The sequence below is a fragment of the Sphingobacterium arenae genome (genome assembly GCF_014692505.1).
Lineage (GTDB): Bacteria > Bacteroidota > Bacteroidia > Sphingobacteriales > Sphingobacteriaceae > Sphingobacterium > Sphingobacterium arenae.
On sequence record NZ_JACNYK010000006.1, the window covers coordinates 71,037 to 95,335 of the forward strand.

Annotated in this window: 14 protein-coding genes; 13 read left to right on the forward strand and 1 reads right to left on the reverse strand. The window is 46.0% G+C overall.

Going from position 1 to position 24,299, the window contains the following annotated elements; all coding sequences use genetic code 11:
* Window positions 1-87 precede the first annotated feature (87 nt).
* From H8B17_RS17270 to H8B17_RS17330, 13 genes are all read left to right on the forward strand, one after another.
* A complete protein-coding gene (locus tag H8B17_RS17270; RefSeq protein ID WP_190310486.1) occupies window positions 88-1,203 on the forward strand; it encodes a nucleotidyltransferase family protein in 1,116 nt (371 codons plus the stop codon).
* Window positions 1,204-1,706: 503 nt separating this feature from the next.
* The gene (locus H8B17_RS17275; RefSeq protein ID WP_190310487.1) at window positions 1,707-1,880 is read left to right on the forward strand and encodes a hypothetical protein; all 174 of its coding nucleotides are present in this window, start codon (window positions 1,707-1,709) and stop codon (window positions 1,878-1,880) included.
* 50 nt (window positions 1,881-1,930) lie between these two features.
* Entirely contained in the window at window positions 1,931-3,772 is a 1,842-nt protein-coding gene (locus H8B17_RS17280; RefSeq protein WP_190310488.1) for a fimbrillin family protein, read from the forward strand.
* 132 nt (window positions 3,773-3,904) lie between these two features.
* Window positions 3,905-4,828: a DUF5106 domain-containing protein gene (locus H8B17_RS17285; RefSeq protein WP_190310489.1), complete on the forward strand. Its 924-nt coding sequence runs from the start codon at window positions 3,905-3,907 to the stop codon at window positions 4,826-4,828.
* A gap of 10 nt (window positions 4,829-4,838) precedes the next feature.
* Window positions 4,839-5,291 (forward strand): S24 family peptidase, encoded by a 453-nt coding sequence (locus H8B17_RS17290; protein ID WP_190310490.1) that lies wholly within the window; start codon window positions 4,839-4,841, stop codon window positions 5,289-5,291.
* A 6-nt stretch (window positions 5,292-5,297) separates the two neighbouring features.
* Window positions 5,298-6,923 carry an ABC transporter ATP-binding protein gene (locus H8B17_RS17295; protein WP_190310491.1) on the forward strand — a complete coding sequence of 542 codons (1,626 nt, stop codon included), beginning with the start codon at window positions 5,298-5,300 and terminating at the stop codon, window positions 6,921-6,923.
* A 16-nt stretch (window positions 6,924-6,939) separates the two neighbouring features.
* On the forward strand, window positions 6,940-10,842 hold the full coding sequence (locus H8B17_RS17300; RefSeq protein WP_190310492.1) for a helix-turn-helix domain-containing protein: 3,903 nt from the start codon (window positions 6,940-6,942) through the stop codon (window positions 10,840-10,842).
* A gap of 164 nt (window positions 10,843-11,006) precedes the next feature.
* The gene (locus tag H8B17_RS17305; RefSeq protein ID WP_190310493.1) at window positions 11,007-13,580 is read left to right on the forward strand and encodes a glycoside hydrolase 5 family protein; all 2,574 of its coding nucleotides are present in this window, start codon (window positions 11,007-11,009) and stop codon (window positions 13,578-13,580) included.
* 31 nt (window positions 13,581-13,611) lie between these two features.
* Entirely contained in the window at window positions 13,612-16,596 is a 2,985-nt protein-coding gene (locus H8B17_RS17310; protein ID WP_223816652.1) for a SusC/RagA family TonB-linked outer membrane protein, read from the forward strand.
* Entirely contained in the window at window positions 16,596-18,167 is a 1,572-nt protein-coding gene (locus H8B17_RS17315) for a RagB/SusD family nutrient uptake outer membrane protein (RefSeq protein WP_190310494.1), read from the forward strand. Before H8B17_RS17310 ends, H8B17_RS17315 begins: the two co-directional genes overlap by 1 nt.
* A gap of 22 nt (window positions 18,168-18,189) precedes the next feature.
* Window positions 18,190-19,260 (forward strand): DUF5111 domain-containing protein, encoded by a 1,071-nt coding sequence (locus H8B17_RS17320; RefSeq protein WP_190310495.1) that lies wholly within the window; start codon window positions 18,190-18,192, stop codon window positions 19,258-19,260.
* A 12-nt stretch (window positions 19,261-19,272) separates the two neighbouring features.
* Window positions 19,273-20,304 (forward strand): glycoside hydrolase family 53 protein, encoded by a 1,032-nt coding sequence (locus tag H8B17_RS17325; protein ID WP_190310496.1) that lies wholly within the window; start codon window positions 19,273-19,275, stop codon window positions 20,302-20,304.
* Window positions 20,305-20,364: 60 nt separating this feature from the next.
* A complete protein-coding gene (locus H8B17_RS17330; RefSeq protein WP_190310497.1) occupies window positions 20,365-22,815 on the forward strand; it encodes a DUF4982 domain-containing protein in 2,451 nt (816 codons plus the stop codon).
* Window positions 22,816-22,866: 51 nt separating this feature from the next.
* Here H8B17_RS17330 and metK read toward each other — a convergent pair whose 3' ends face one another.
* Window positions 22,867-24,120 carry a methionine adenosyltransferase gene (gene metK / locus H8B17_RS17335; RefSeq protein ID WP_190310498.1) on the reverse strand — a complete coding sequence of 418 codons (1,254 nt, stop codon included), beginning with the start codon at window positions 24,118-24,120 and terminating at the stop codon, window positions 22,867-22,869.
* Between the last annotated feature and the right edge of the window lie 179 nt (window positions 24,121-24,299).

Genomic DNA, 24,299 nt, shown 5'->3' on the forward strand with positions numbered 1-24,299 from the left:
TGTGAAGATGTGTTTATAATAGATTTAGGATAAAAATTTCTATATTAGCTCGTCGTTATTGTACCGACTTTGTACCAGATAAATAGCATGAAGGATCACCTAAAAGACGTATTTTTTCAGTTGTTGCGCATGGGTTTGTGGGGGAAGGGCGAGCTTGCATTGGAAAGACCTTTGTCTGACGAAGATTGGTCTGTGCTGTATCGCTATGCGAAAAACCATACGGTGGAAGGGATCTTGTTTGATGCGTTCTTGCTGATGCCAGAAGAACAGTTGCCGCATCGGGCGTTGCGTATGAAATGGACGGTACGGGTGGACCAGATAGAGCGGATGAATAAACAGATGAATGAGGTAATAGCCGACCAATATACGTATTTCGTCCAGCAGGGTATAAAGCCCATTTTACTCAAGGGACAAGGTGTAGCGACCTGTTATCGCCATCCTGCGCACCGCGTGTCTGGGGATATCGATTGGCATTTTGAAGAGAATGGATACAACCGGGCGTTACAGCTGGTGCGAGAGAAGGGCGTAAAGGTAAATGCCGTTATGACCTTTTGCTGCGACTATGGTTGGAAGGGCATCCCGATTGAGCACCAACGAAAAATATTTGATGTCCGCAGCCCTTTTAAGATAGCTTATTTGAAAAAGCTGGAAAACAAATATAAGGCGAAACAGCAATCCCTACTGATCGAAGGACAGTCCGTCAGCCTGCTCGCACCTGAATTACAGGTATTGCAGGTTAATGTACATATCCTAAAACACCTATTAGGCGTGGGGATCGGGCTTCGGCAAATCTGTGACGCGGCTATCTTATATCACGCTTATCGAGATCAGATTGATCCAGAGAAATTGCGCCGGATGTATAAGAAGATAGGTGTGTTGAAATGGATGCATCTCTTGCACTATATATTGGTCAACTACCTAGGTTTGTCAAAAGAAGATCTGCCGTTTCCTTACCCGGATAAGCTTCGGGCGGACTGGATGATGGGTGAGATATGGCTCTCCGGAAATTTTGGCGTTCATGACGAACGGTATGCGGATGGAAAAGCATCTTTTGTTTCTATCCACCCAGATGGTGCGCGTCGTATGTGGCAAAATATGTGGCGCTATTTACCTTACGCTCCCCAAGAAGCGGTCTTTTTCCCGATCCGACGCATTACCGCACGGCTGGACGCTTTTCTTTCTTCCCGAAGATCTCGGATTTAATATCCTGATTTTACGTTTTACTTACGTTTTTTGATGCCTCCAAAAGGTCTTTCCACAGTCTTGTTTTTTGTAATTACTTCTTGATTGTAGCATGTCAGCTACAAAAATGTGAAAAATTTGCAAACAAAATAAACCTTCTGTTTGTTGTGTTTTTATTGTTTGAAGGCTTATTATATAGGATTTTGAACAAATGTTTGCAATTTGACAAAACAAAAATCACGTTATTTCTTTGTTTGTTTTATTGCTATTATGTAGATTTATGAAGTTTATATGATGATTTTGTAGTATTTCTGTTACAAATTTGTTGTTAATTAACTGCCGAGTTTATGAAAAATTATACTATCTGGCCCTTAAAAAGGAGCTCTTTTCATGGTAACGCCTGTGTGTTCCGTCAAAACGATGGGATCATTCTTTCTTTAATTTTCACGTAGTATTTCTAGTCGATTAATCATGGAGAAAAACGGTAATCAATAACCAACAATCACAATTAAAATAATATAACAATGAAAACAATTAAAAAAATGAAGTATGTATCGCCCGCCTTAGAGGTGGTGCAAATTGAAATGGAAGAAGGTATCGCTGGTGGTTCTCCTGGAGCTGTGGCGCCGGGTACTACACCGGGATCGAATGATTGGGGAGAAGGTACTCCAGGTGGAGGTAACTGGGACGGAAACTAGCCCAATAATACCGAATAGTAACATAATTATTAATACGAAATAACGAAAAAATGAACTTTATACGATTTAAACGTGCAAATTGGGTGGTCGTAATGGCTATGCTTGCACTTCCAGGGGCACTTATGACAAGCTGCTCAAAAGAAACAACTCCGACGGAGGAGGTGGCACCTAAAGGGGATAAGTTGACGATCTCGGTTTTGGGAATCAATAATGGTGATACAGACGCTTCTTTAAAATCTAAAGCAGGATCTTCGAATGTGGCGAAAGCTAGTGCTGCTTCGGTTGAAGCACCGACTGTATACGAATTTGACGATGTGGATATGGCTGTTTCTGTAGGCAATAAGCTGCCTGTTAAAGAAACGAATGTTGCTGTCAGAAGAATGAAAAATGGTCTTGCAGCCAATGCTGGATTGAAAATGGCAGAAGAAGTGGCAGCTGGAGTAAAATATGTCGTGTATATATATGACGGCAATACGTTTGTTACTTCTGCCGAACTTGAGTCAGGTACAGAGGGCACAATTGAAGGATTGGATCTTACAAAAAGCTATACGTGGGTAGCACTTTCGTATAGCAGTGACGTTGAGGTACCGGAAACAACTCCGACTAGCTCAGAGATTGCTTTGCCAGAGAATACGGACGTTCTGTACGCATCAGGTACGGTTGATTTAGCGACAGATCCAACAATCGGTATTATGTTCGATCATGTGTTCTCCCGTATTGGTGTTGAGCTAAATACGATTGGTGTTTTTGGTGAGATAACAGGAACACCTGCTGTAGAGGTGACAGGTATAGAGCTAACAACTGGGGATATTGACTTATTAACCGGTGAAGTGACTGCGGGTTCAGGTTCGCCACTGACCCTGACTTATGCTGATTTTGAGAACGTAGATCCGGCTTATGATGATGCAAAAATCGCTTATGTATATACAGCTGGCACAGCGCAGCAGACCATTGACGTGAGTGTACAGGGGTTGGATATCAGCCACGCAGATGGTAATTTGGCGCGAACGTATTTCGCTAACGGAGCCACTATGCAAACAAATGTAACTCCTGAAATGGGCAAGAGTCACCATATATTGTTGAATGTGGTGGAGTCTCCGTTAACAACTACTTACGGTGGAAGAACGGTGAGATGGGGACGTTCAAACTTGTATTACAGAAATACAGGTGATGCGCTTCGTAACTATGCTTTTTATGCTACTAATGGACAATCGGCTCGCGCAGATGGCTATTTCGGATTTGGAGGGACTGTTCCGGGTACCTTTGCGACATCAGCAACCGAAGGTGACCCTTGTGCACTTGTTTATCCAGCAGGCCTTTGGAAGCAACCGGCTAACGAAGACTTCAACAACATGATTAATAGCTCAGGTACGCTAACAAATGTATTAGGTAGCTTGCTTGGAGCTGTAATTCAATTGCCAGGTGCTCCGAATGCTACCCTTGGAAGTAATTACATACAGTATACTTCTACATCTCCAGGAGGAGCTGATGTGTTTGGCGATGAAGGTAACAATTTACGTTTCTACTTCAATGGGCACATTAACAACGTAGCGGCACTTACGCAACTTGGCAATGGAGGCGGATTGCTTGGTTTAGGTTTGAACGATCTTTCTGTTAGTTTACTAGACCAGAGTGTACTTGACCTAGGGATAAATGTGTTGGATAGCTACGGCGATTTAACAGCACTATGGACGCATGATCAAGCATTGGATCTTTTAGGTCTTGTCGGTGCTGGAACTTGGGGCTATATCGCAATACCGGTCGATCCATTAATTGGATCAAATTACGTTCCTGCAAGAAAGACTGCAGAATTGTTGAATGGAGTTTCCGCATTAGGCGTGGACTTATTGAGCACAACGCTTAAGAACGTTCGTTGTGTACGTGCGAACTAATTGGTAAAAAACAAATTTATCAATAGCCATAAAATAGTTTTATGAAGGAAGGGCCATCCAAAATATCGGATGGCCTTTTTTGTTTGCGTAATTACGCATAAAGAGCTAACTTAACCAAAAATTCACCAAGTTATGAATTTAGTATTTCTACAAAGAGGGCGGCTATACTGGGCATTAGCGATTCTATTGATGGGAATTTCCTGCGGGAATCCCAAGGAGGGGCAATCTGTGCAGAAGGATAACGTAAATTCGGATATAGAAATAACGGCTTCCATTCCTGCAAAACGACTGCTTAACTATTGGGATGGTTTTAATTTTAAGGCTAGGACAGAGACGACGAATCTGGATGATCCGGAACAGAAGTTGGTAGATTTTATCGCGTTGTTTCCGACCGTACCCGATACGGTTGTGCAAATTGCAGTGCATAGCATGCTAAAAAAAGCATCTGTGGCGCCTAGGACTTTCAACTATTTTTTGGATAAATATAACCACTACCTGTACGACCCCAACTCGCCCATGCGAAACGAAGGGTATTATGAGCAAGTATTGACTTATCTCGCGGCAGATGAAACCTTACGGGACGAGGAAAGGGAAAAGTATGCCTTGTTGTTGGAACTTGTTCGTAAGAACCAGGTCGGAACCGTGGCAACAGATTTTCAGTATCTGGGCAAAGATGGGAAATACCGCACCATGCGCGAGGGTGAAAAGCCGTATAAAATGCTCGTGTTTTACGATCCGACGTGCACCCATTGCGCGGCTATAATGCAAGATTTAGCACAAACACCCGCTGTCAATAATTGTATTGAGAATGGTTTTTTAGATATTGTATCGGTAAGTTTGTATCCGGATAAGGACAGTTGGGTTGCATATCAAAAACGGATACCGGATAACTGGATCAACGGCTGGGATGAAAAAGGTGACGTTATCAATGAAGGCTTATATAATATACGGGCTTACCCGACCATCTTTCTATTGGATGGGGAAAATACAGTTTTACTAAAAGATGCACCGCTCGATGTCACTTTGCGCTATTTGGTGCGTTTAGTTTCTCGTTAACAACGAACAAATGGATACGAAACACCAACAGGTTGTCAGGATCGAAAATGAAAGTTTCTTTTCCGTGGTAAAGGATCGACTCGATCTAGGTGACCGGGTGTGTATACCTGTGGTGGGTAAGAGCATGGAGCCTTTTTTGCGGGAGAAAGACGAGGTGCTTTTGCAAACGGCAAGGGATGCGGAGATCGCTATTGGCGATATTGTGTTGGCAAAATGGGGTCAGCGCTACGTTTTGCACCGTGTTGTGCGAAAAAAAGCGGACGAGCTTTGGCTAGCGGGCGATAATAACTTGGCGCAGATAGAAAAGGTTGGTGTGGCCGATATATTAGCGGTGCTATTGGAAGCACGGCGCGTAGGAAAGATCTTGCCTGTTTCTCGTCCATTTAATAAAAACTTAGGTCTATTATGGTATTACCTGCGCCTGCCGAGACGGGTTGTCGTAGCCATAAAACGTAGATGGTAATGTAAATTGGAACATAAACTAACGTATCAACTTAAATGGGCATGGGCTTTCTCGAAACCCTATCGGGGGCCGCTGTTACTTTATTTTTTGGCCGAATTGCTGGCTTTAGGGCTATCCTTGCTATTTATCTATTATTCGAAATATACGATCGATTACGCTATTGCTGGCGATACTGCGCTTATGAAACGATCGTTGTGGCTGGCAGTATGGAGTGTGCTGGCTGGGCAGGGAGCTAGTTTATATGGTTCTTGGATAAACGAGCGCATGCGTTCCCGGATGTTAGTCCGGTTGCAGCAGGACGTGGTCGACGCGCAGATGCGGGCTACATGGGTGTTGGTGAAAAACTGGCATACGGGCGATATCATGATACGGGTCAATACGGATTGTCAGGAAGTGGTGCAGATGATCGGTACAACGGCCGTGGACGCCGTAATTACCGTTTTGCGATTGCTTTCGGCCTTTGGTTTCTTGTGGATTATGGATCCGATGTTGGCCGTGCTGATATTGTGTATTTCGCCCGTGATCGTATTTTCTAAATTGTATTTTCGACGCCTGAAAAAGATGAATCAGGAACTGAAACGGGCGGAAAGTAGTTTAGGAAATGTGGTGCAGGAAAACATGCGGTTTCGGTTGGTGATCCGCGCTTTAGGCTTACAGCGCATCCGCTGGGAGAAGGTAACGGGGAGCCAGGAGGCGATTTATGCGATGAAAATGCGGGTCTTGAATTTCTCCACGGTTTCAAAAGGTATTTTGCGCTTTACGGTGAATGCCGGTTTTTTACTCACCTTTATCTGGGGTATCCTGCGCTTACACGCAGCAGAGATTACTTTTGGTACGATGTCGGCCTTTTTACAACTGGTAGGCCGTATCCAGGGGCCTGTATTGACTTTAATGGGCTTTGTTCCGACGTTTATCCGTTTCCGCACGGCATTGGAGCGGGTAGATGAAATGCTGCAATCTGAAAGAGAAGAGGAAGTAAAAGCGGAGCATCTGCCAAACATTCAGCAAGTAAGTTTACGGGCTGTTGATTTCCGATACGAGGATAAGGAAGTCTTCCATCGCTTTGACGCCGATTTTACGCGTGGAGCACCTACAGCAGTTGTAGGTGCCAGTGGAAAAGGCAAAACGACGCTCATTCGCTTATTGCTTGGGCTGTTGCAGCCCAATAATGGCGATTTACAACTTCGTACAGATGGGCGTGAAATACCGTTGAGCAGTGCACACCGCACGAATTTTGCTTATGTGCCGCAAGGTGACAAGCTTTTTAGTGGTACGATTCGTGAAAATCTACAGGTAAACAAGGAGGCGGTTTCGGACGAACGCATCAGGGAAGTATTAACGACGGCCTGTGCTACGTTTGTGTATGACTTGCCAATGGGTTTAGATACATTGGTGGGCGAGTCGGGTTATGGGCTTTCGGAAGGCCAGGCGCAGCGGGTCGCGGTGGCGAGAGCGCTCTTGCAGGATTGCGCGGTGTGGCTATTTGATGAGGTGACATCGGCTTTGGATCCGTCGACAAGTATCGAATTAACCAACCGTTTATTGGATGCGGGAAAAGATAAGGTATTGGTTTTCGTGACCCACGACCTGATGCTAACGGAACGGTGTAGTCAGGTGGTGTATATTGGCTAAGGAATGGTAAAGTGTGATGAAAAGATATATATTTTTAGCTGCATTTCTGCTGCTGATGTATGCGAAAGCAGTTGCGCAGTCAGATAATTTTCACTATTTCCGAAATATCTCGCTCGATGCAAAAGCCAGCACGGTACATACGTTTGCGCAAGATAGTTTAGGATTACTATGGCTGGGCAGTAACAACGGGTTGTATCATTATGATGGTTATTCGTTACATGCGGCACCCGGTGGGAAATCTGCCTATCAGACGTATATCTATAGTATCGTGGTATTGGATAGCAGCCGGCTGGCACTGGGGACCGAACGGGGCGTGGGCTTGTACAATTATAGGAAAGACTGCTATGAGGACTTGCCGATGGTCGAGGTTTCGGATGTCAGGTCTTTATTGTTGGTAGGCGATACATTATGGATAGGATCCTTAAAGGGTTTGTATACCTACGATATCAAACGAAAAGTCTTTGCCAGCTTTAATGAAAAGCTGGGATCGGGATTGACGACACAGGTTTATACGTTGGCGAGACAGGGGAACAAAATTCTTGTCGGAACGTATAATGGGCTTTTTGAACTAACGCCGGAGACGACTTCGATACGGCAACTCGTCCTTCCTGAATACCGGGAGGGCGCGAATCAATTTATTAATTCTATTCTAGTTTTCGATCACGAACATACTTATATCGGCACAGAATACGGGTTGTACCTGTATGCGGATGGTAAAGTGCGGTTGATCGAAGCACCTCTTTTGCAAAAGCTTCCTGTGAAGTCGATGGCAAAGCGTGACGCACAAACCCTGCTGATTGGCACCGACGACGGTCTCTTCGTGTATGATCCGCAACAACAAAAATTGCAACGGATAAAACATGACGCGCGAAATGCATCGTCGTTGGCAAACAATATCATATGGAGTGTTTTTACCAGTCGTACAGGTGATGTATGGGTGGGCACGGATTTAGGTTTCTCGGGATGGACGGAGAGATTTCGGGAAAAGAAATTTCCAATCTACCAATTTACGCATAGTAGTAACGGTAACAAATTTTATCAGATTTGGCAAGACCAATCGGGTTGGTACTGGCTTGGCGGTGATAACGGTTTAATTCGGACATCGACGTTTGAGGAAAATACATCGATGGCTTATTGGTACCGCATGGATGCGACCAAACATGCGTTGCCTCACAATCGGGTACGGGATATTTACGAGGATAGAGAGGGCCTATTATGGGTGGCATCGGATGGGGGGGTGAGCCTATTTCATCGGCAGACAGAATCATTTAGAAACTTTATGATTGTCGATAGTAGTGGGCGGAAGAATGCCAAATGGGCTTATGATCTCGAGGAGGATCGGAATGGAAATTTGTGGGTGGCAACGTATATGGGAGGTGTTTTTGTTGTTCCGAAGAGCCAGTTGAAAAATGCAGCCAATGGATATGTTGTTGGCAAAAGTTATGATCAATCGCATGGACTATTGGCTAATTTTTCGAATCAAGTTTTGCTGGATCATCAGGATAAAATCTGGGTGCTTTTTTACAACAGGGGTATCAATACCATAAATACGCACACCGGAGAAATTTTGGAGATAAAGGACGCGGAAGGAAGGACAATATCCGATGCGGTGTTTATGCTGTTCGATGGGGAAGGTACGGCTTGGATAGGAACGCATGGGGCGTTGATGCGTATTTCCAAAGACGGGAAAAAGAAGTCGGTCGTTTTTGATCCGCAGGGTAAAGGAGAAGTGACGGTGATGGAAGATGTCGGAGACTATCTGTGGGTGGCGAATAACATCGGGGTGTGGAAGATCCATAAACAGACGCTTCATAGCACATTGGTGCGTTACAGGGGCGACATGACGGCCATGTTTTACCGAGCGGAGACGAAAGAGGTTTTGCTTGGGGGAATAAATGAGGTGCTGATACTGCCGGCTATAGAAGAGCGGGAAGAGCCGAAGGCGGCATCGACCGTCGTGCTGACAGCGATGTATGTGAATAATAAACGTTTTGGTGCAAGTGGATATGGCTTACGATACCGCCACGAGATTGCGTTAGAACACCAGCAAAATAATCTGCGACTGGAGTTTTCTGACCTAGACTACGGAAATCAGCTAGGATACCGCTTGGCCTATGCATTTAAAGCGCCTAATGAAACATGGATACCGTTGGAACAACACGACAACAGAATACAACTTAGTAATCTGCAATCGGGAAACTATACCCTGCAGGTGGCGAAGGTAGACATGCTTGGACAGGTCGTTTCAGAAATATCGCTTTACGAAATCCAGATCAATTATCCTTGGTATGCGACGATATGGGCGAAGATAATTTATGCCATGGCGGTGCTCGGGTTGCTCCTATGGATATTAAACTTTTTTCGGGTGCGGAACAAGCTGAAATGGGAGCGGAGGGAGCGGAAAAAAGTGATGGAGCTTTCCCAGATGAAAATGGATTTCTTAACGGCGGTATCGCACGATCTGAAAAATCCATTGAGTTTGATCTTGGCACCTGTAAGCCAGCTGATGCTGAAAACTAAAAATCCAGATAACAAAAAGCTGTTGGATGGGGTGCACCGGAATGCTATGAAGATCAATAACCTGATTCAGGAGGTGATGACCTTTGAAAAGACAGATGATCGTTCGGAGGTCGGTGAATTGATTACCTCGCAGCTGGATCTGACGGCTTTTGTTGGACGCTGTTTTAACGAATGGAAGCGGATAGATACCTATAAGCACATCGAATGGAGGTTGCTGTCGGCTAGGGAAGATTTTCTTATCCAAACGGATGCGGCCAAGTTGGAATCGATGCTGAACAATCTGCTCGATAACGCTTGTAAGTATAGTAAGCCGGAAGGGGCGGTGATAGAACTGTATCTGAAACATGGTGAAAAAGGAATCGTGATCATGATCCGAGACAATGGAATAGGTATAAAGAAAAAGGATTTGCCTTTTGTGTATAGCAAATTCTATCGTGCGACAACCATAGAGGTGCAAGCCATCGATGGAACAGGGATTGGACTTTATCTGGTTCGTAATTATGCCGAACAGTTGGGATGGACGGTGGAACTCGATTCGCAGTGGATGGAAGGAACCACCGTGACCATCAACATACCGATGAGCGGCGTATACGTTGAACGGCGTAACGAGTCGGTGGAAACGGACAAAAAGAGGCTGCTGATTGTGGAGGATAATGCGGAGTTATCTACTTTTTTATTATCGGCATTCGAAAATGTATATGATTGCCGTACTGCAGCGGATGGGCGGGCAGCAATCGATTTAATAGATCGTTCTTTTAAACCGGATATGATTGTCTCCGATGCTGTTATGCCTAGAATGGATGGACTGCAAATGGTACGGCAGTTGCGTAAACGTACCGATACGGCTATTATCCCTGTTGTCTTATTGACGGCTGTCCCTGATGAACAGCTCCAACGGGCTGGGATTGCTGCGGGCGTAGATGCCTTTATACAAAAGCCATTTGATTTGGAGTTGTTGAAGTTGCAAATGGAACAACTGTTGTTAAAAAAGACGAAAATTCAAACGAAGTTGCGTATAGATGAGTTGAGCGAACCGCGCAAGCAAGAGGTGGTGGTATCCCCCGATGAGCAATTGCTGAATAAAGTAACGCAGGCGATCGAAGATGCGGTGGACGACGCTGATTTTTCTGTGCAGCGACTAGCTGACGAGGCAGGTGTGAGTACGAAACAACTGTATCGAAAAATAAAACAATTGACTGGACACACGCCGGTAACTTATATCCGGACGATACGGATGAAAAAAGCAGCGCTCCTATTACGCCAACAGAAGTTCACGGTAGCCGAAGTGATGTATATGGTAGGGTATGCAAATGCTTCGTATTTTTCGAAATGCTTTCAGGAAGAATTTGGGTCAACGCCTAAAAATTATATGGACCAGCTAAACGGAAAGTCTTATTAATCTTCTTATTTACAGCTTGTTATTTATTTGTTTGTCGTTTCGGACAAACGGCATGTCTTATTTGTGTTAGGCTTTGTCCGAAACGTGGTCGCTTTAATTGTTCATGCTTGTTAGGTTTGTGTTAATATTTCGCTAACAAAAAAAATTATAAAACAAGTATGATCATGCGTAAATGTATTCTAAGTTGCTTTGCCTGTTTTTTCTTCTGGTCTGTTTTCGCACAAGCGGACAAAAATGTACCGACTATCTATGTGGATAAACAGGGAGTGATGCGGTGGTCGGACACGAAGCAGGAAGCATCTTTTTTTGGCGTAAATTACACGACGCCTTTTGCACATGCTTACCGGGCTTTACAATATAAGGGGATAGATCACAAGGAAGCGATCGACCGTGATGTGTATCACCTCGTACGGTTGGGCTTTAATGCTTATCGTATCCACATCTGGGATGTGGAAATTTCGGATGGAGAAGGTAATTTACTGGAAAACGAACACTTGGAGTTACTGGATTATCTCTTGTTCAGGTTACGGGAAAAAGGTATCCGGATTCTGATAACAGCGATGACGAACTTCGGAAATGGCTATCCTGAACGCAATATACAGACGGGTGGGTTTTCGTATTTATACGACAAGTGTCAGGTACATGCCAACCCGCAAGCTATAGCAGCGCAGAAGCGATATATAACAGACCTCCTTCGTCATGTAAACCCCCATACTGGTCTGGCCTATCAGGATGATCCTTATGTTGTGGGGTTTGAAATTAATAATGAACCTTGCCATACGGGAGCGGTAAGTACCACCGAACATTACATCCGAGAAATGTTGGCTGCGATGAAAAAAGCGGGGAATAAAAAACCTGTATTTTACAATGTGAGTCATAACATGGAACATGTACCGGCGTATTTTAAAGCGGATGTACAGGGTACGACATACCAATGGTATCCTATCGGATTGGTCGCGGGGAAGGAAAGAAAAGGTAACTTTCTTCCTTATGTAGATCGTTATGTTATTCCGTTTGCAAATGAAAAGGGCTTTGCCAATAAGGCCAAGGCGGTATATGAGTATGATCCCGCGGATATATTATATAGTTATATTCATCCTGCCATGAGCCGGACGTTCCGCTCCAATGGTTTTCAGTGGATAACGCAGTTTGCTTATGATCCACTGGATATAGCCGCTTATAATACCGAATACCAAACTCATTATCTGAATTTGGCGTATACGCCGGCGAAAGCCATCAGCATGATGATTGCTGCCGAAACGGCCTATAGAATCCCGCGAAATGCGTCTTTCCCGATGTATCCAAAGGACACCCTATATGGGGATTTTATGCTAAGCTATGAACAGGATCTTGCCGTAATGAATGTGGATACCGCCTTTTATTATACCAATAATACGCGTCTGCATCCGAAAAGTGTGCAAACGTTGAAGAAAATTGCGGGACACGGGAGTTCGCCGGTAGTGACCTACGCTGGTTCGGGGGCTTATTTTTTAGATAAATTGACCGAGGGGGTGTGGCGCTTAGAGGTTATGCCCGACGCAGAAACAGTGAGCGACCCTTTCGCGAAGCCGTCCTTATCCCGCGAGGTAGTACAGATTCTCTGGTCGGAAAACAAGATGGAGATTGGATTGCCTGATTTGGGCGAGAATTTCGTTTGGAAGCAATTAGCGCCCGAAAGCTTGTCACGTGGGCAGGCAGACGGAACCGCAATAACCGTTACGCCGGGTGTTTATATACTCGGTCGGAAAGATCAATCGACGCTCAGCGAGTGGAACAATTCGAGGATATGGAACCATTATTCATTGGGGCATTTTATAGCACCGGCGGCGTCCGAAAAACGGGCACCCACTGTCGTGCATGAACCTGCCCGCTATCAGGAAAAGGATAGTGATCTCGCGATTTCACTCCATGTCGTGTCGGTCGTAACGCCGGACTCGGTGATTGTCCAGACGGATAAAGTATCATTCTGGCGTGATGACAATACCTATATAAAACTGGACAATAAAGAAGGATATCGGTATGTTGGCCGCATTCCTGAATCTATGCTCCAAGGGGATAGAGTTCGCTATACGGCGACGGTCTATGTGGGGGGTGAGAAATATACTTTTCCACAGGGGATATCGGGGGCGCCGTTGGATTGGGATGCTGCAATAGACACCTATTGGACAACGGAGATCGTTGACCGAACCGAACCTATCGTACTTGTCCAATCGTTGACGGCACAGCCGGAGTGGGAAACGTATGCTATTCCGGAAACGGCCCATAGCCGTGTGCGGAAAATACAAAGAGATCCGATGACGGCACCGATGTGGTCATACACGTTTACAGGGCAGGATAGCGACACGAAATTCTTCTGGTTGAGAGATATCAAACAAGTGATTGCTGAACGGAAATATAAAATCGATGAGGTGAAAAGCCTGATCGTATCGGTAGGGAATCAATCGTTTGGCGGGGAGATACAAATAGGATTCGTATCCAACATGGGGTATACCTATGCGGCAACGGTAGAGCTGGAGAAGGATAGTCCACAGCAAGTGCTTCGTATTCCGCTGGAGGCATTGTCGCTGGTGCCGACAGCTTTGTTACCGGCGCCTTATCCGACGTTTTTAGAACGTTATTTCGTGCCGGTGACACCGATACCGTTTGGTGTTCGGGATTGTGAAAAATTGATCATTTCGACGGAAGGTGCCATAGACCGAGATGCTACCATCACGATCGGGGCAATCTGGATGGAATAGTATAAATCTAAATATAAAAATACACACTAACATGAAGCCTTTTACTATAAAAATTGGTGTTGCCTATCTTTCCTTGATCTGGGGTACGGGAGGTGGGATGCTGTCTGGATCGGTATATGCCAGTACACAGGAGAAGACCGTATCTCGTTTCCAGCAGCTGGTACACGGGGTCGTCCGTAATCAGAATGGGTTGCCTTTACAGGGTGTCTCCGTGCGGGTGGTCGGTACAAATGTGGGTACATCCACGGCCGCAGATGGAACGTACCGTATAGCGTTGCCGGAGGGAGCCAAAGAACTTGCGTTTACTTTCCTTGGACATGAGGAGCAGACGCTGACCGTGACGGGAAATGTGCTAGACGTTTTCCTGACGGAAGCGGGAAATGTACTTGAAGAACTTGTGGTGGTTGGGTATGGTAGTATGACCAAGAAAGATTTGACGGGCGCGGTGAATACCGTGAATAGCAAAGATTTTAATACAGGACTGGTGGGATCGCCCGAACAGCTGATCAATGGGAAATCGGCCGGGGTGCAGGTGATGTCGAACAGCGGTTCGCCGAGTGCCGGTAGTACGATCCGTATTCGTGGTGGGGCTTCTTTGAGTGCAAGTAATGATCCGCTTATTGTACTGGACGGTGTACCCTTAGAGGCCGGAGGTATTAGCGGCAACAGCGGGAACTTTCTAAGCCTCATTAATCCCAACGATATCGAGAGCATGACGATTTTGAAAGATGCTTCAGCGACGGCTATCTATGGATCGCGGGCATCCAATGGGGTGTTATTGATTACGACAAAAAAAGGGCAAGGCGATCAGCTACGTTTTTCGGTATCCTCTGTTTTGTCTGCGCAACAGCCTTGGGGAGTAGCGGATATGCTCGGTACAGACGAATTTCGGTCATTGATCGATTCGAAAGGTAACGATAATCAAAAAGCGCTTGTTGGTGAAGCGGATACGGATTGGCTCCAGGAAGTCTTCCAGACGGCTTGGGGAACAGATGATAACCTGAGCGCAACGGGTAAAATTGCCGAACGTATACCCTTTAGGGCATCGGCAGGTTACTATAACCAGCAGGGAACTTTACTGACGGATAGAGCGGAACGGATAACCGGATCACTTGTATTGAATCCTTCGTTTTGGGACGATCACCTCAAGGTAACAGCGAATCTGAAAGGATCCCGCAATAATAATCAATTTGCGAATACGGATGCAATCTGGACGGCGGTGGCTTTTAATCCCACACAGCCTATTTATTCGGGAGACGATGCCTATGGAGGTTATTATGAAAGTCTGGACAATGCGGGTCTTCCAGCAACCGGAGCAAACCTCAATCCACTTGGCTTGTTGCACCAAGAGAAACATCGGAGCCATGTGAACCGTTTAATCGGAAACTTGGACATGGACTATAAGTTTCATTTTTTACCGGAATTGAAAGCGCATGTGACCCTCGGCTACGACTATGCGAAAGGGGAGGGATATAATCATATACCGGGAACCGCAGCGAATAGTTTTTTAATTGGCGGAGCCTACGATACCTACGAAGAAACCTTAAAAAACCGGCTGTTTACAGGTTACCTTAATTATAATAAGGAGTTGCCGGATTTAAAAAGTAATCTGGAAGTAACGGTAGGACATGACTACCAATATTGGAGCGCTACCCGTCCGCCGATTACGTATTACAATGATCGGGAGGAGGTTCGTTCAACGGCTATAGCAAGGGATCAACGGCATACGTTGATGTCGATTTATGGAAGGCTGAACTACAACTACGATAGTCGTTATCTATTGACAGCGACGGTAAGGCGTGACGGAACGTCTCGCTTTAGTCCAGAAAACCGATGGGGAACATTTCCTTCGTTGGCACTGGCTTGGCGGCTTTCGGAAGAACAATTCCTAAAGGAAGCCTCATTTCTGGACGATTTAAAACTGCGGGCGAGCTACGGCGTGACGGGCCAACAGGAAGGTATCGGAAATTACGGCTATCTGCCGATTTATAATCAAGGAACGCCGTACGCCCAATATCGTTTTGGAAACCAATACCACTTGGTCTATCGGCCTTCGGTATATGTACGGGATTTACGCTGGGAAACGACAAAGGCATTTAATTATGGGTTGGATTTTGCGCTGTTCCAGAACCGTATATCGGGAGCTGTCGATTATTACACGCGAAAAACGCACGATTTATTGGCCAATGTGGCGGTGCCGGCTGGAACCAATTTCGATCAGATGGCGACAACAAATGTGGGTAATATTGAAAGTCGTGGGTTTGAATTTCAATTGAATACCGTGCCCGTCGATCGGGAAGATCTGCGATGGGAGGTAAACTTGAATGCCACGAGTCAACACATAGAGGTGACGAATATCACGATGGTGCCCGATGCTTCATCGGTGGGGACGTTTGCCGGACCCGAAGTGAATGAACGCGGTATCCAAATCTTGACACCCGGATATGAGCCGTATATGTTCTATGTCTACAAACAGATGTATGATGGGGCGGGAAAGCCGCTGGAAGGGGTATATGCAGATCTGAACGGCGATGGCGGCATAAACGAGAGTGATCTTTATCGCTATCAGTCTCCAGCAGCGGATTGGATGTTTGGGTTCAATACGCAGGTGTCCTACAAAAAATGGACGGTGGCTACGACTTTAAGGGCACACGTAGGCAATTATGTGTACAACAATACCAAAATGAATTTAAGTGCATGGGAAACGCTACAATATGTGGATCCGGCACTCAACAACTTACATCGGGACTATCTCCAGACTGGTTTTCAGGCCAGACAGTATTTTTCGGATTACTACGTAGAGAATGGTTCGTTTCTGCGTATGGAAAATATATCGTTGGGTTATCATGTGGGGCGTGTAGGTCGTATTTCGAATCTACGGCTCGGTGCGATCGTACAAAATGTGTTTGTGATCAGTAATTACACCGGGATAGATCCGGAGGTGCCCAACGGTTTTGATAGCTCGTTCTATCCGCGTTCCAGGACGTATTCTTTAAGTATAAACTTAGATTTTTAATGATGAAAACAAAACTCATATTATTATTGACCGGAATGATGTGTTTCATCGTTCTGCACACATCCTGTACGAAAGATCTGGATCAGTTTCCTTCCGTGGAGACGACATCAGAACAGGTGTATACGTCGGTAGAAGGTTACCAATCGGTTTTGGCAAAATTGTATGCTTCTTTCGCTGTGGCGGGAAACGGTCGTGGTGATGATGACCCGGATATGGCGGGTACGACGGCTTCCTGGGGGTATTTGCGGGTATACTTTAACCTACAGGAAATCCCCACAGACGAAATGATATATACCTGGACGGGAGGCGATAACCTCGTGGATATACAGTTTATGAACTGGGGGGCTTCGGATACGTGGGTGAATGCCATGTATTACCGTATTTACTATACGATTGCGATATGTAATGAGTTCTTGCGTAATGTGACGGACGAAAAGTTGGCTGCTTTTGCAGAGGCGGACCAAGTGGCTATTCGGGAGTTTGCTGCAGAGGCACGTTTTTTACGTGCGTTGGCTTATAGCCACGCGATGGATTTATATGGGAATGTGCCTTTTGTAACGGAGCAGGATGTGGTCGGCGCCTTTTTCCCGCCACGTATAACACGTGCAGAATTATTCAGCTACCTCGAAGGTGAACTACGTGAGATAGCGGAACTCTTGCCGGAAGGGTCTTCGCACGTGTATGGACGAGTGGGCCGGGAGGCGGCTTGGGCATTGCTCGCAAAGAACTATTTAAATGCGCAGGTATATACAGGTGAAGCGCGTTATAGCGATTGCATCGACTATTGCCAAAAAATAATAGATGCAGGGTATACGCTGCAGGAAGATTATAAGAAGCTGTTCAATGCCGATAATGACCAGCGGACAGAGGAGATTATCTTTGCTATCCAAGCCGATGTTGCCCACACAAGTACTTGGGGAGCGACGACGTATTTGGTGAACGGCCCTATTGTAGGGAGCATGAAAGCGGAAGATTATGGTGTGCTGTCAGGATGGAACAGCTTTCGGACATTACGGGAGTTTGTCGGGATTTTTAACGCAGCCGATACGCGTGGCGACTTTTGGACGGATGGACAGACCTTGGATGTGGATGACCCTTCATCGTCTAGCCAAGGATACAGTATCGTGAAATTTACGAATCTGAAAGACGACGGGACGTTTGTAACAGACGAAGGAATGGTGAGTACGGATTTTCCAATGATCCGTTTGGCGGATGTGTATTTAATGTATGCCGAATCGGTTGTCCGCGGTGGTGGTGGAAATCTGCAGCAGGCATTGGATTTGGTGAATCAGATCCGACACCGGGCATATGGGAGTGATGAGGGTAAAATTTCCACGGCGCAGTTGACCTTGGATTTTATTTTGGAGGAAAGAGGAAGGGAATTATTCTGGGAAGCAACCCGCCGAACAGATTTAATCCGTTTTGGCCGATTTACGGGAGGGAATTACCTGTGGCAGTGGAAAGGGGGCGTAATCGATGGCCGGGCAACGGATGCCAAGTTTAACTTGTATCCTATTCCGGTTACGGATATGGCCGCAAACCCAAATTTGGTTCAAAATACGGGATATTAGCATAATGATCAATTAGAAAACCATGAAACAATTATATGACTATGTGGTGGTTGGCTTCGTACTGCTGTTGCTGGCCGCCTGTGAAAAAGAGGGAGGAAAATCTACCATAACCGGTGTGGAATCGGCGACATTGACAGCTTCCAAAACGGAAGTGCTGTTGGAGGCGACGACGCCGAAAGCAGTAGCGTTACAACTGATGTGGAATATAGACGAACCGCAAAGTACCGAAAAAATAGCTTTATCGCAAATGAAGACAGCGGTGCAATTTTCAACCAGCGCATCGTTTGCATCCGTTGACCGATCGGTCGATGTCGTAAATGCTTCACTGAGCTATACCCATCAGCAACTGAATAGTATCGTGTTGGCCCTCGGGTTTGTGCCATTGGAACAGCAGACGATATATGCAAGGGTGGTGTCTCGCTTAGCACCAAATGTGGAGCCGCTGTATAGTAACGTGCTGGAGTTGGCGGTGACTGCGTTTGAACCGGTGGAGGATGGCGACTACCTCTTTATGGCCAATAGCGATTTCTCTGCATTCCCGTGGAAACTTTGTGCAAGGTTGGAAGATGGTATATATGATGGTTTTGTGCAGGTAGACCAATGGTATAATTTTTACTTAGCGAACGAAGCAAGTGCAGATGCGCAAACGATTTACGGATCTTATCCGGTGGATGGAAATCAATATGTATTGTATGCCGGCGACGATCGCTGGACCTGTTGGACCAATAACGGTGGATATCTTTATCTCCAGGCAGATGTCAATGAAATGGCTTGGAGTGAAACGATTGTTCGAAGCCTATCGGTTACGGGCGACTTCAACGCCTGGAGTGCGTCTGCTAACCCTATGGTGTACGATCAGGAGCAACAAGTTTGGACCGCAACCATTACGACGACTGCACCGGAACAATGGGGGATGAAAATACTGATCAACGAGAGTTGGAGTTGGTTTTTTGGAGGATCGGACACAGAAGGCGTATGTAACCTCTATGCGGCAGACGCGGATGGGTTTGCTTATGAACAGGTAGGTACCTATCGGTTAATCCTCGATTTGCGCGATCCAAAGGCATTCCGTTATCGTGTTGAACCTTTATAAATCTATTGGAATATGAATGCATATATAAAAAGATTATCCTTGCTATGGATGTGTATAGGTATTTTTGGACTGGGGAGCTGTAAGGACGATCATGCGGCACCAGCGACACCAGATCAAGATAGCTTTGCGAAAGGTGCTGACATCAGTTGGATAACCGAGATGGAGGCGGCCGGGTTATCGTTCTATAACCAGGCTGGTATGGCAACAGATGGTCTCAAACTGCTGCGGTCGTTAGGTATGAATGCCGTTCGATTACGGGTCTGGGTAGATCCAACGAACGGGTGGTGTAATAAAGAGGATGTATTGGTTAAAGCGTATCGGGCACATCATCTGGGCATGCGTATTATGGTCGATTTCCATTATAGTGATCATTGGGCAGATCCCGGACAGCAAAATAAGCCAGCTGCCTGGGAATCTTTATCTTTGGATGAATTGAAGGCTGCCGTGGCGGAACATACGAAGGAAGTCTTGCAGTTATTGAAGGATAATGGCATGACAGCAGAGTGGGTACAGGTCGGTAACGAAACCGGAAACGGCATGTTATGGGCGGATGGAAAAGCATCGGAAAATATGGCGAATTATGCGGCGTTGAATAATGCTGGATATGATGCTGTAAAGGCTGTTTTTCCAGAAGCGAAAGTCATTGTGCACGTGCATAACGGCTATGATAATGGCTTGTTTCGTTGGTTGTTCGATGGCTTGAAGTCTAACGGTGGTAGATGGGATGTGATCGGCATGTCACTCTACCCGAATGCGGATAACTGGAAGGAGCTTACGCAGCAGTGTGTAGAGAATATGCAGGATATGATTGGGCTGTATGAGACGGAACTCATGATTTGTGAAGTAGGGATGAGCTGGGACGAAGAGGAGGCTGCGGCAGCATTTTTGACCGAGCTGATCGATAGGAGCCGGCAATTTCCAGATGGTCAGGTGCTGGGTGTTTTCTATTGGGAACCCTTGGCGTATGGTAGCTGGAATGGCTATACATTGGGCGCAATGGATGATAGTGGTCGACCGACGAAAGCGTTGGAAGTGTTTAAGTGATAGCGGTTTTCTTGTAGAGATTCGTTTGTGACTTATAATGATTTGGTAATGATAGGTTTTATGATGATACGTGTTTTTTTATGTTGTTTACTCTTTTGTCCTTTTCTGCTAACTGCGCAGGAGTTGCGACAGACGTTTTTGTTGGAAAAAGATTGGCGGTTTAACCAGGGGGATGTTGATCAAGCGGCGTCAATCGCCTTCGATGATCGGGAATGGGATAAGGTAACGGTACCGCACGACTGGGCTATTTACGGCCCGTTTGACAGGGCACATGATTTGCAGGAGGTGGCCGTTACGCAAAATGGTGAAAAAGTGGCTACCGTGAAAACGGGGCGCACGGGAGGATTGCCTTATGTCGGTGTGGGTTGGTATAGAAACACGTTTGATGTGATATCTTTTGAGCGGTCGAATAAGCGCGTGGTGCTGAAGTTTGATGGCGCGATGAGTGAAGCACGTGTGTATGTGAATGGACACGAAGTGTGTTTTTGGCCCTATGGCTATAACGCGTTTCATTGTGATGTGACGGATTTTATAAACCCGTCGGGAAAGGATAACCTCGTGGCTGTGCGGTTGGAAAACAGACCGCAATCGTCACGCTGGTATCCGGGAGCTGGTCTTTACCGGAATGTGCATGTTATCGTAACGGATAAGGTGCATGTGCCGGTGTGGGGAACTTTTGTAACGACTCCCTTTGTTTCGGATACACTGGCTTCGGTACGCGTGGCGACGAACATAGCGAACGCCGACGGTAAGGTGGTTCGGATTAGTACGGATATTATCGACGGATCGGGAAAGGTGCTGTCGTCTAAAAATAATGAACAGAAGATCAATTATGGTCAACCTTTTGTACAACATTTGGAAGTGTTAAACCCATCGCTGTGGAGTCCGGAGAATCCGGCGTTGTATAGGGCCATATCACGTGTGTTTGTGGATGACCAATTGTTGGATAGCTACGAGACGCGATTTGGTATCCGGGATATTCAGTTTGTTGCTGAAAGAGGTTTTTTCCTGAATGGCCAACATCGTAAATTCCAGGGGGTATGTAATCACCATGATTTAGGGCCTTTAGGTGCGGCAATCAACGTGTCTGCACTCCGATATCAATTGGAGCTATTGAAGGACATGGGTTGTGATGCGATTCGAACAGCGCATAATATGCCCGCTCCTGAATTGGTCGAATTGTGTGATGAATTGGGCTTTATGATGATGATCGAACCTTTTGACGAGTGGGATATCGCGAAGTGTATGAACGGCTATCACCGGTTCTTCGAGGAGTGGGCCGAACGGGATATGGTGAATATGATTCGCCATTTCCGTAATAATCCGTCGGTCGTAATGTGGAGTATCGGCAATGAGGTGCCTACGCAATGTAGTCCGGAGGGATACAAGGTCGCGCGTTTCTTGCAGGATATTTGCCACCGGGAAGATCCGACTCGCCCGGTAACATGTGGGATGGATCAGGTAAGCTGTGTGCTTGAAAATGGTTTTGCGAGTATGCTTGATATTCCCGGATTTAATTATAGGGTACACCGTTATCAGGAGGCCTATGAAAAACTACCTCAAAATCTGCTGCTGGGAGCGGAAACCTCGTCGACGGTAAGCTCACGCGGGGTCTATAAGTTTCCGGTGGAGAAAAGAGCGGAGGCGGTGTATGATGACCATCAGTCGTCATCGTATGATATGGAACATTGTTCTTGGTCTAATTTGCTGGATGAGGATCTAGCGATGGCAGAAGATCACGATTGGTCTCTCGGGCAGTTTGTATGGACTGGTTTTGACTATTTGGGGGAACCCTCTCCTTATGATACGGATGCTTGGCCGAACCATAGTTCGATGTTTGGCATTATTGATTTGGCAAGTATTCCGAAGGATCGCTATTATCTTTATAGGAGTGTTTGGAATAAACGAGAGAACACTTTACATGTACTGCCCCATTGGACATGGCCGGAACGTGTGGGAGAGGTGACGCCTGTATTTGTATATACGAATTATCCCAGTGCGGAGCTATTTATCAACGGAAAGAGCCAAGGTGTGCGTGGCAAAACGGAGGAGACCGTGCAGCATCGCTACCGTTTGATGTGGTCGGATGTGGTGTATGAACCGGGCGAGCTGAAAGTGGTGGCTTATGATCAAGATGGGAAGCCTGCGGAGGAGAAGATCATTAGGACGGCCGGTAAGCCTCATCAAATTGTGTTGGAGACACCGCATAAGATCATTGCGGCGGATGGAAAATCATTGGCCTATGTGCGTGTAATGGTGTTGGACAAGGAAGGTAACTTGTGCCCGAACGAGGATGCGCTGGTGCATTTCTCCGTAACGGGTGCGGGCCACTATCGGGCTGCTGCAAACGGTGATCCAACTTGTCTTGATATGTTTCATGAACCGAAAATGCACCTTTTCAATGGGCAACTGACGGCAATTGTGCAGGCGGGAGAACAACGGGGGGATGTCGTGTTGGAAGCAAGGGCGAAAGGCATAAAAAGTGGGAAGATACGTGTGAAAGTACTATAACAAGAACGCCGCCTCAAAGGGCGGCGTTTTTGTTATTTATGAAGTTTTGGTTTATAGTCCAAACGCCTCCTTAATCTTATCCACGTAATCCAATTTCTCCCAGGTGAACAATTCTACTTCCACGGTTTTCTTCTCGCCATTAGAGCTTTCGAATGTTTTGGTTACCGTCTGAGGAGTTCTTCCCATGTGACCGTAAGCGGCAGTTTCTGAATACATGGGTTTACGTAGGTTTAAACGCGTTTCGATGCCGTAGGGTGTCATGTCGAATATTTCACCTATTTTTTGGGCAATCTTGCTATCGTTGAAGTCGACATTGCTTTTGCCATAGGTATTCACATAAATGCCCATAGGATCTTTTACACCTATAGCGTAGGATATCTGTACCAATATTTCGTCGGCAACGCCGGCTGCTACGAGGTTTTTAGCAATGTGACGGGTAGCGTATGCCGCAGAGCGGTCTACTTTAGAGGGGTCTTTTCCAGAGAATGCGCCACCTCCATGTGCACCTTTGCCACCATACGTATCCACAATAATCTTACGTCCGGTTAAACCGGTATCGCCATGCGGCCCGCCGATCACAAATTTTCCCGTAGGATTAATGTGAAACTTGATGTTGTCGGTAAATAGTGTTTGCAATGCTGGTGTCAGTTGTGCCTTTACACGGGGGATCAGAATGTTTTTAACATCGTCGGTAATTTTCTCCCGCATTGCTGCTTCGCTAGCGAACTCATCATGCTGTGTCGAAATGACGATCGTGTCGATGCGTTGTGGTTTATGGTCGTCGCTATATTCTAGCGTAACCTGTGACTTTGCATCTGGGCGCAGGTAGGTAATTTCCTTGTTTTCCCGGCGTAATGCTGCAAGTTCGTACAATAGCCGATGGGCTAGATCTAAAGCCAAAGGCATATAATTTTCGGTTTCGTTGCTGGCATACCCAAACATGATCCCTTGGTCGCCGGCACCTTGCTCCTGTTTTGTTTGGCGATCGACGCCTTGATTAATCTCTGCAGATTGTTCATGGATAGCCGACAATACACCACAAGAGTTTGCCTCAAACATATATTCGGACTTGGTGTACCCTATTTTCTGGATAACCGAGCGGGTAATTTTCTGCACATCTAAATAGATGTTGGATTTTACTTCGCCGGCTAAAACAACCTGTCCGGTTGTCACCAAGGTCTCGATAGCTACGCGGGCGTCTTCATCCCAGGCCAAAAAGTTATCAATCAACGCATCGGAAATCTGATCCGCTATTTTGTCAGGGTGTCCCTCCGACACCGATTCGGATGTAAATAAATAAGCCATTACTACATATTTCTTTTGTGATTGAACGTACGGAAGGAGTTGTCTAAGTAGAAGTGGAAAAACGACTGTTATTCTGGTTTTAGCACTTTTTTTTACTGTGGTTGCAATCTCCTCCTGACATATCTAGTCAATATACCAGCACGCAAATCAGTCCACATTTTTCGTGTACAAAAGTACAA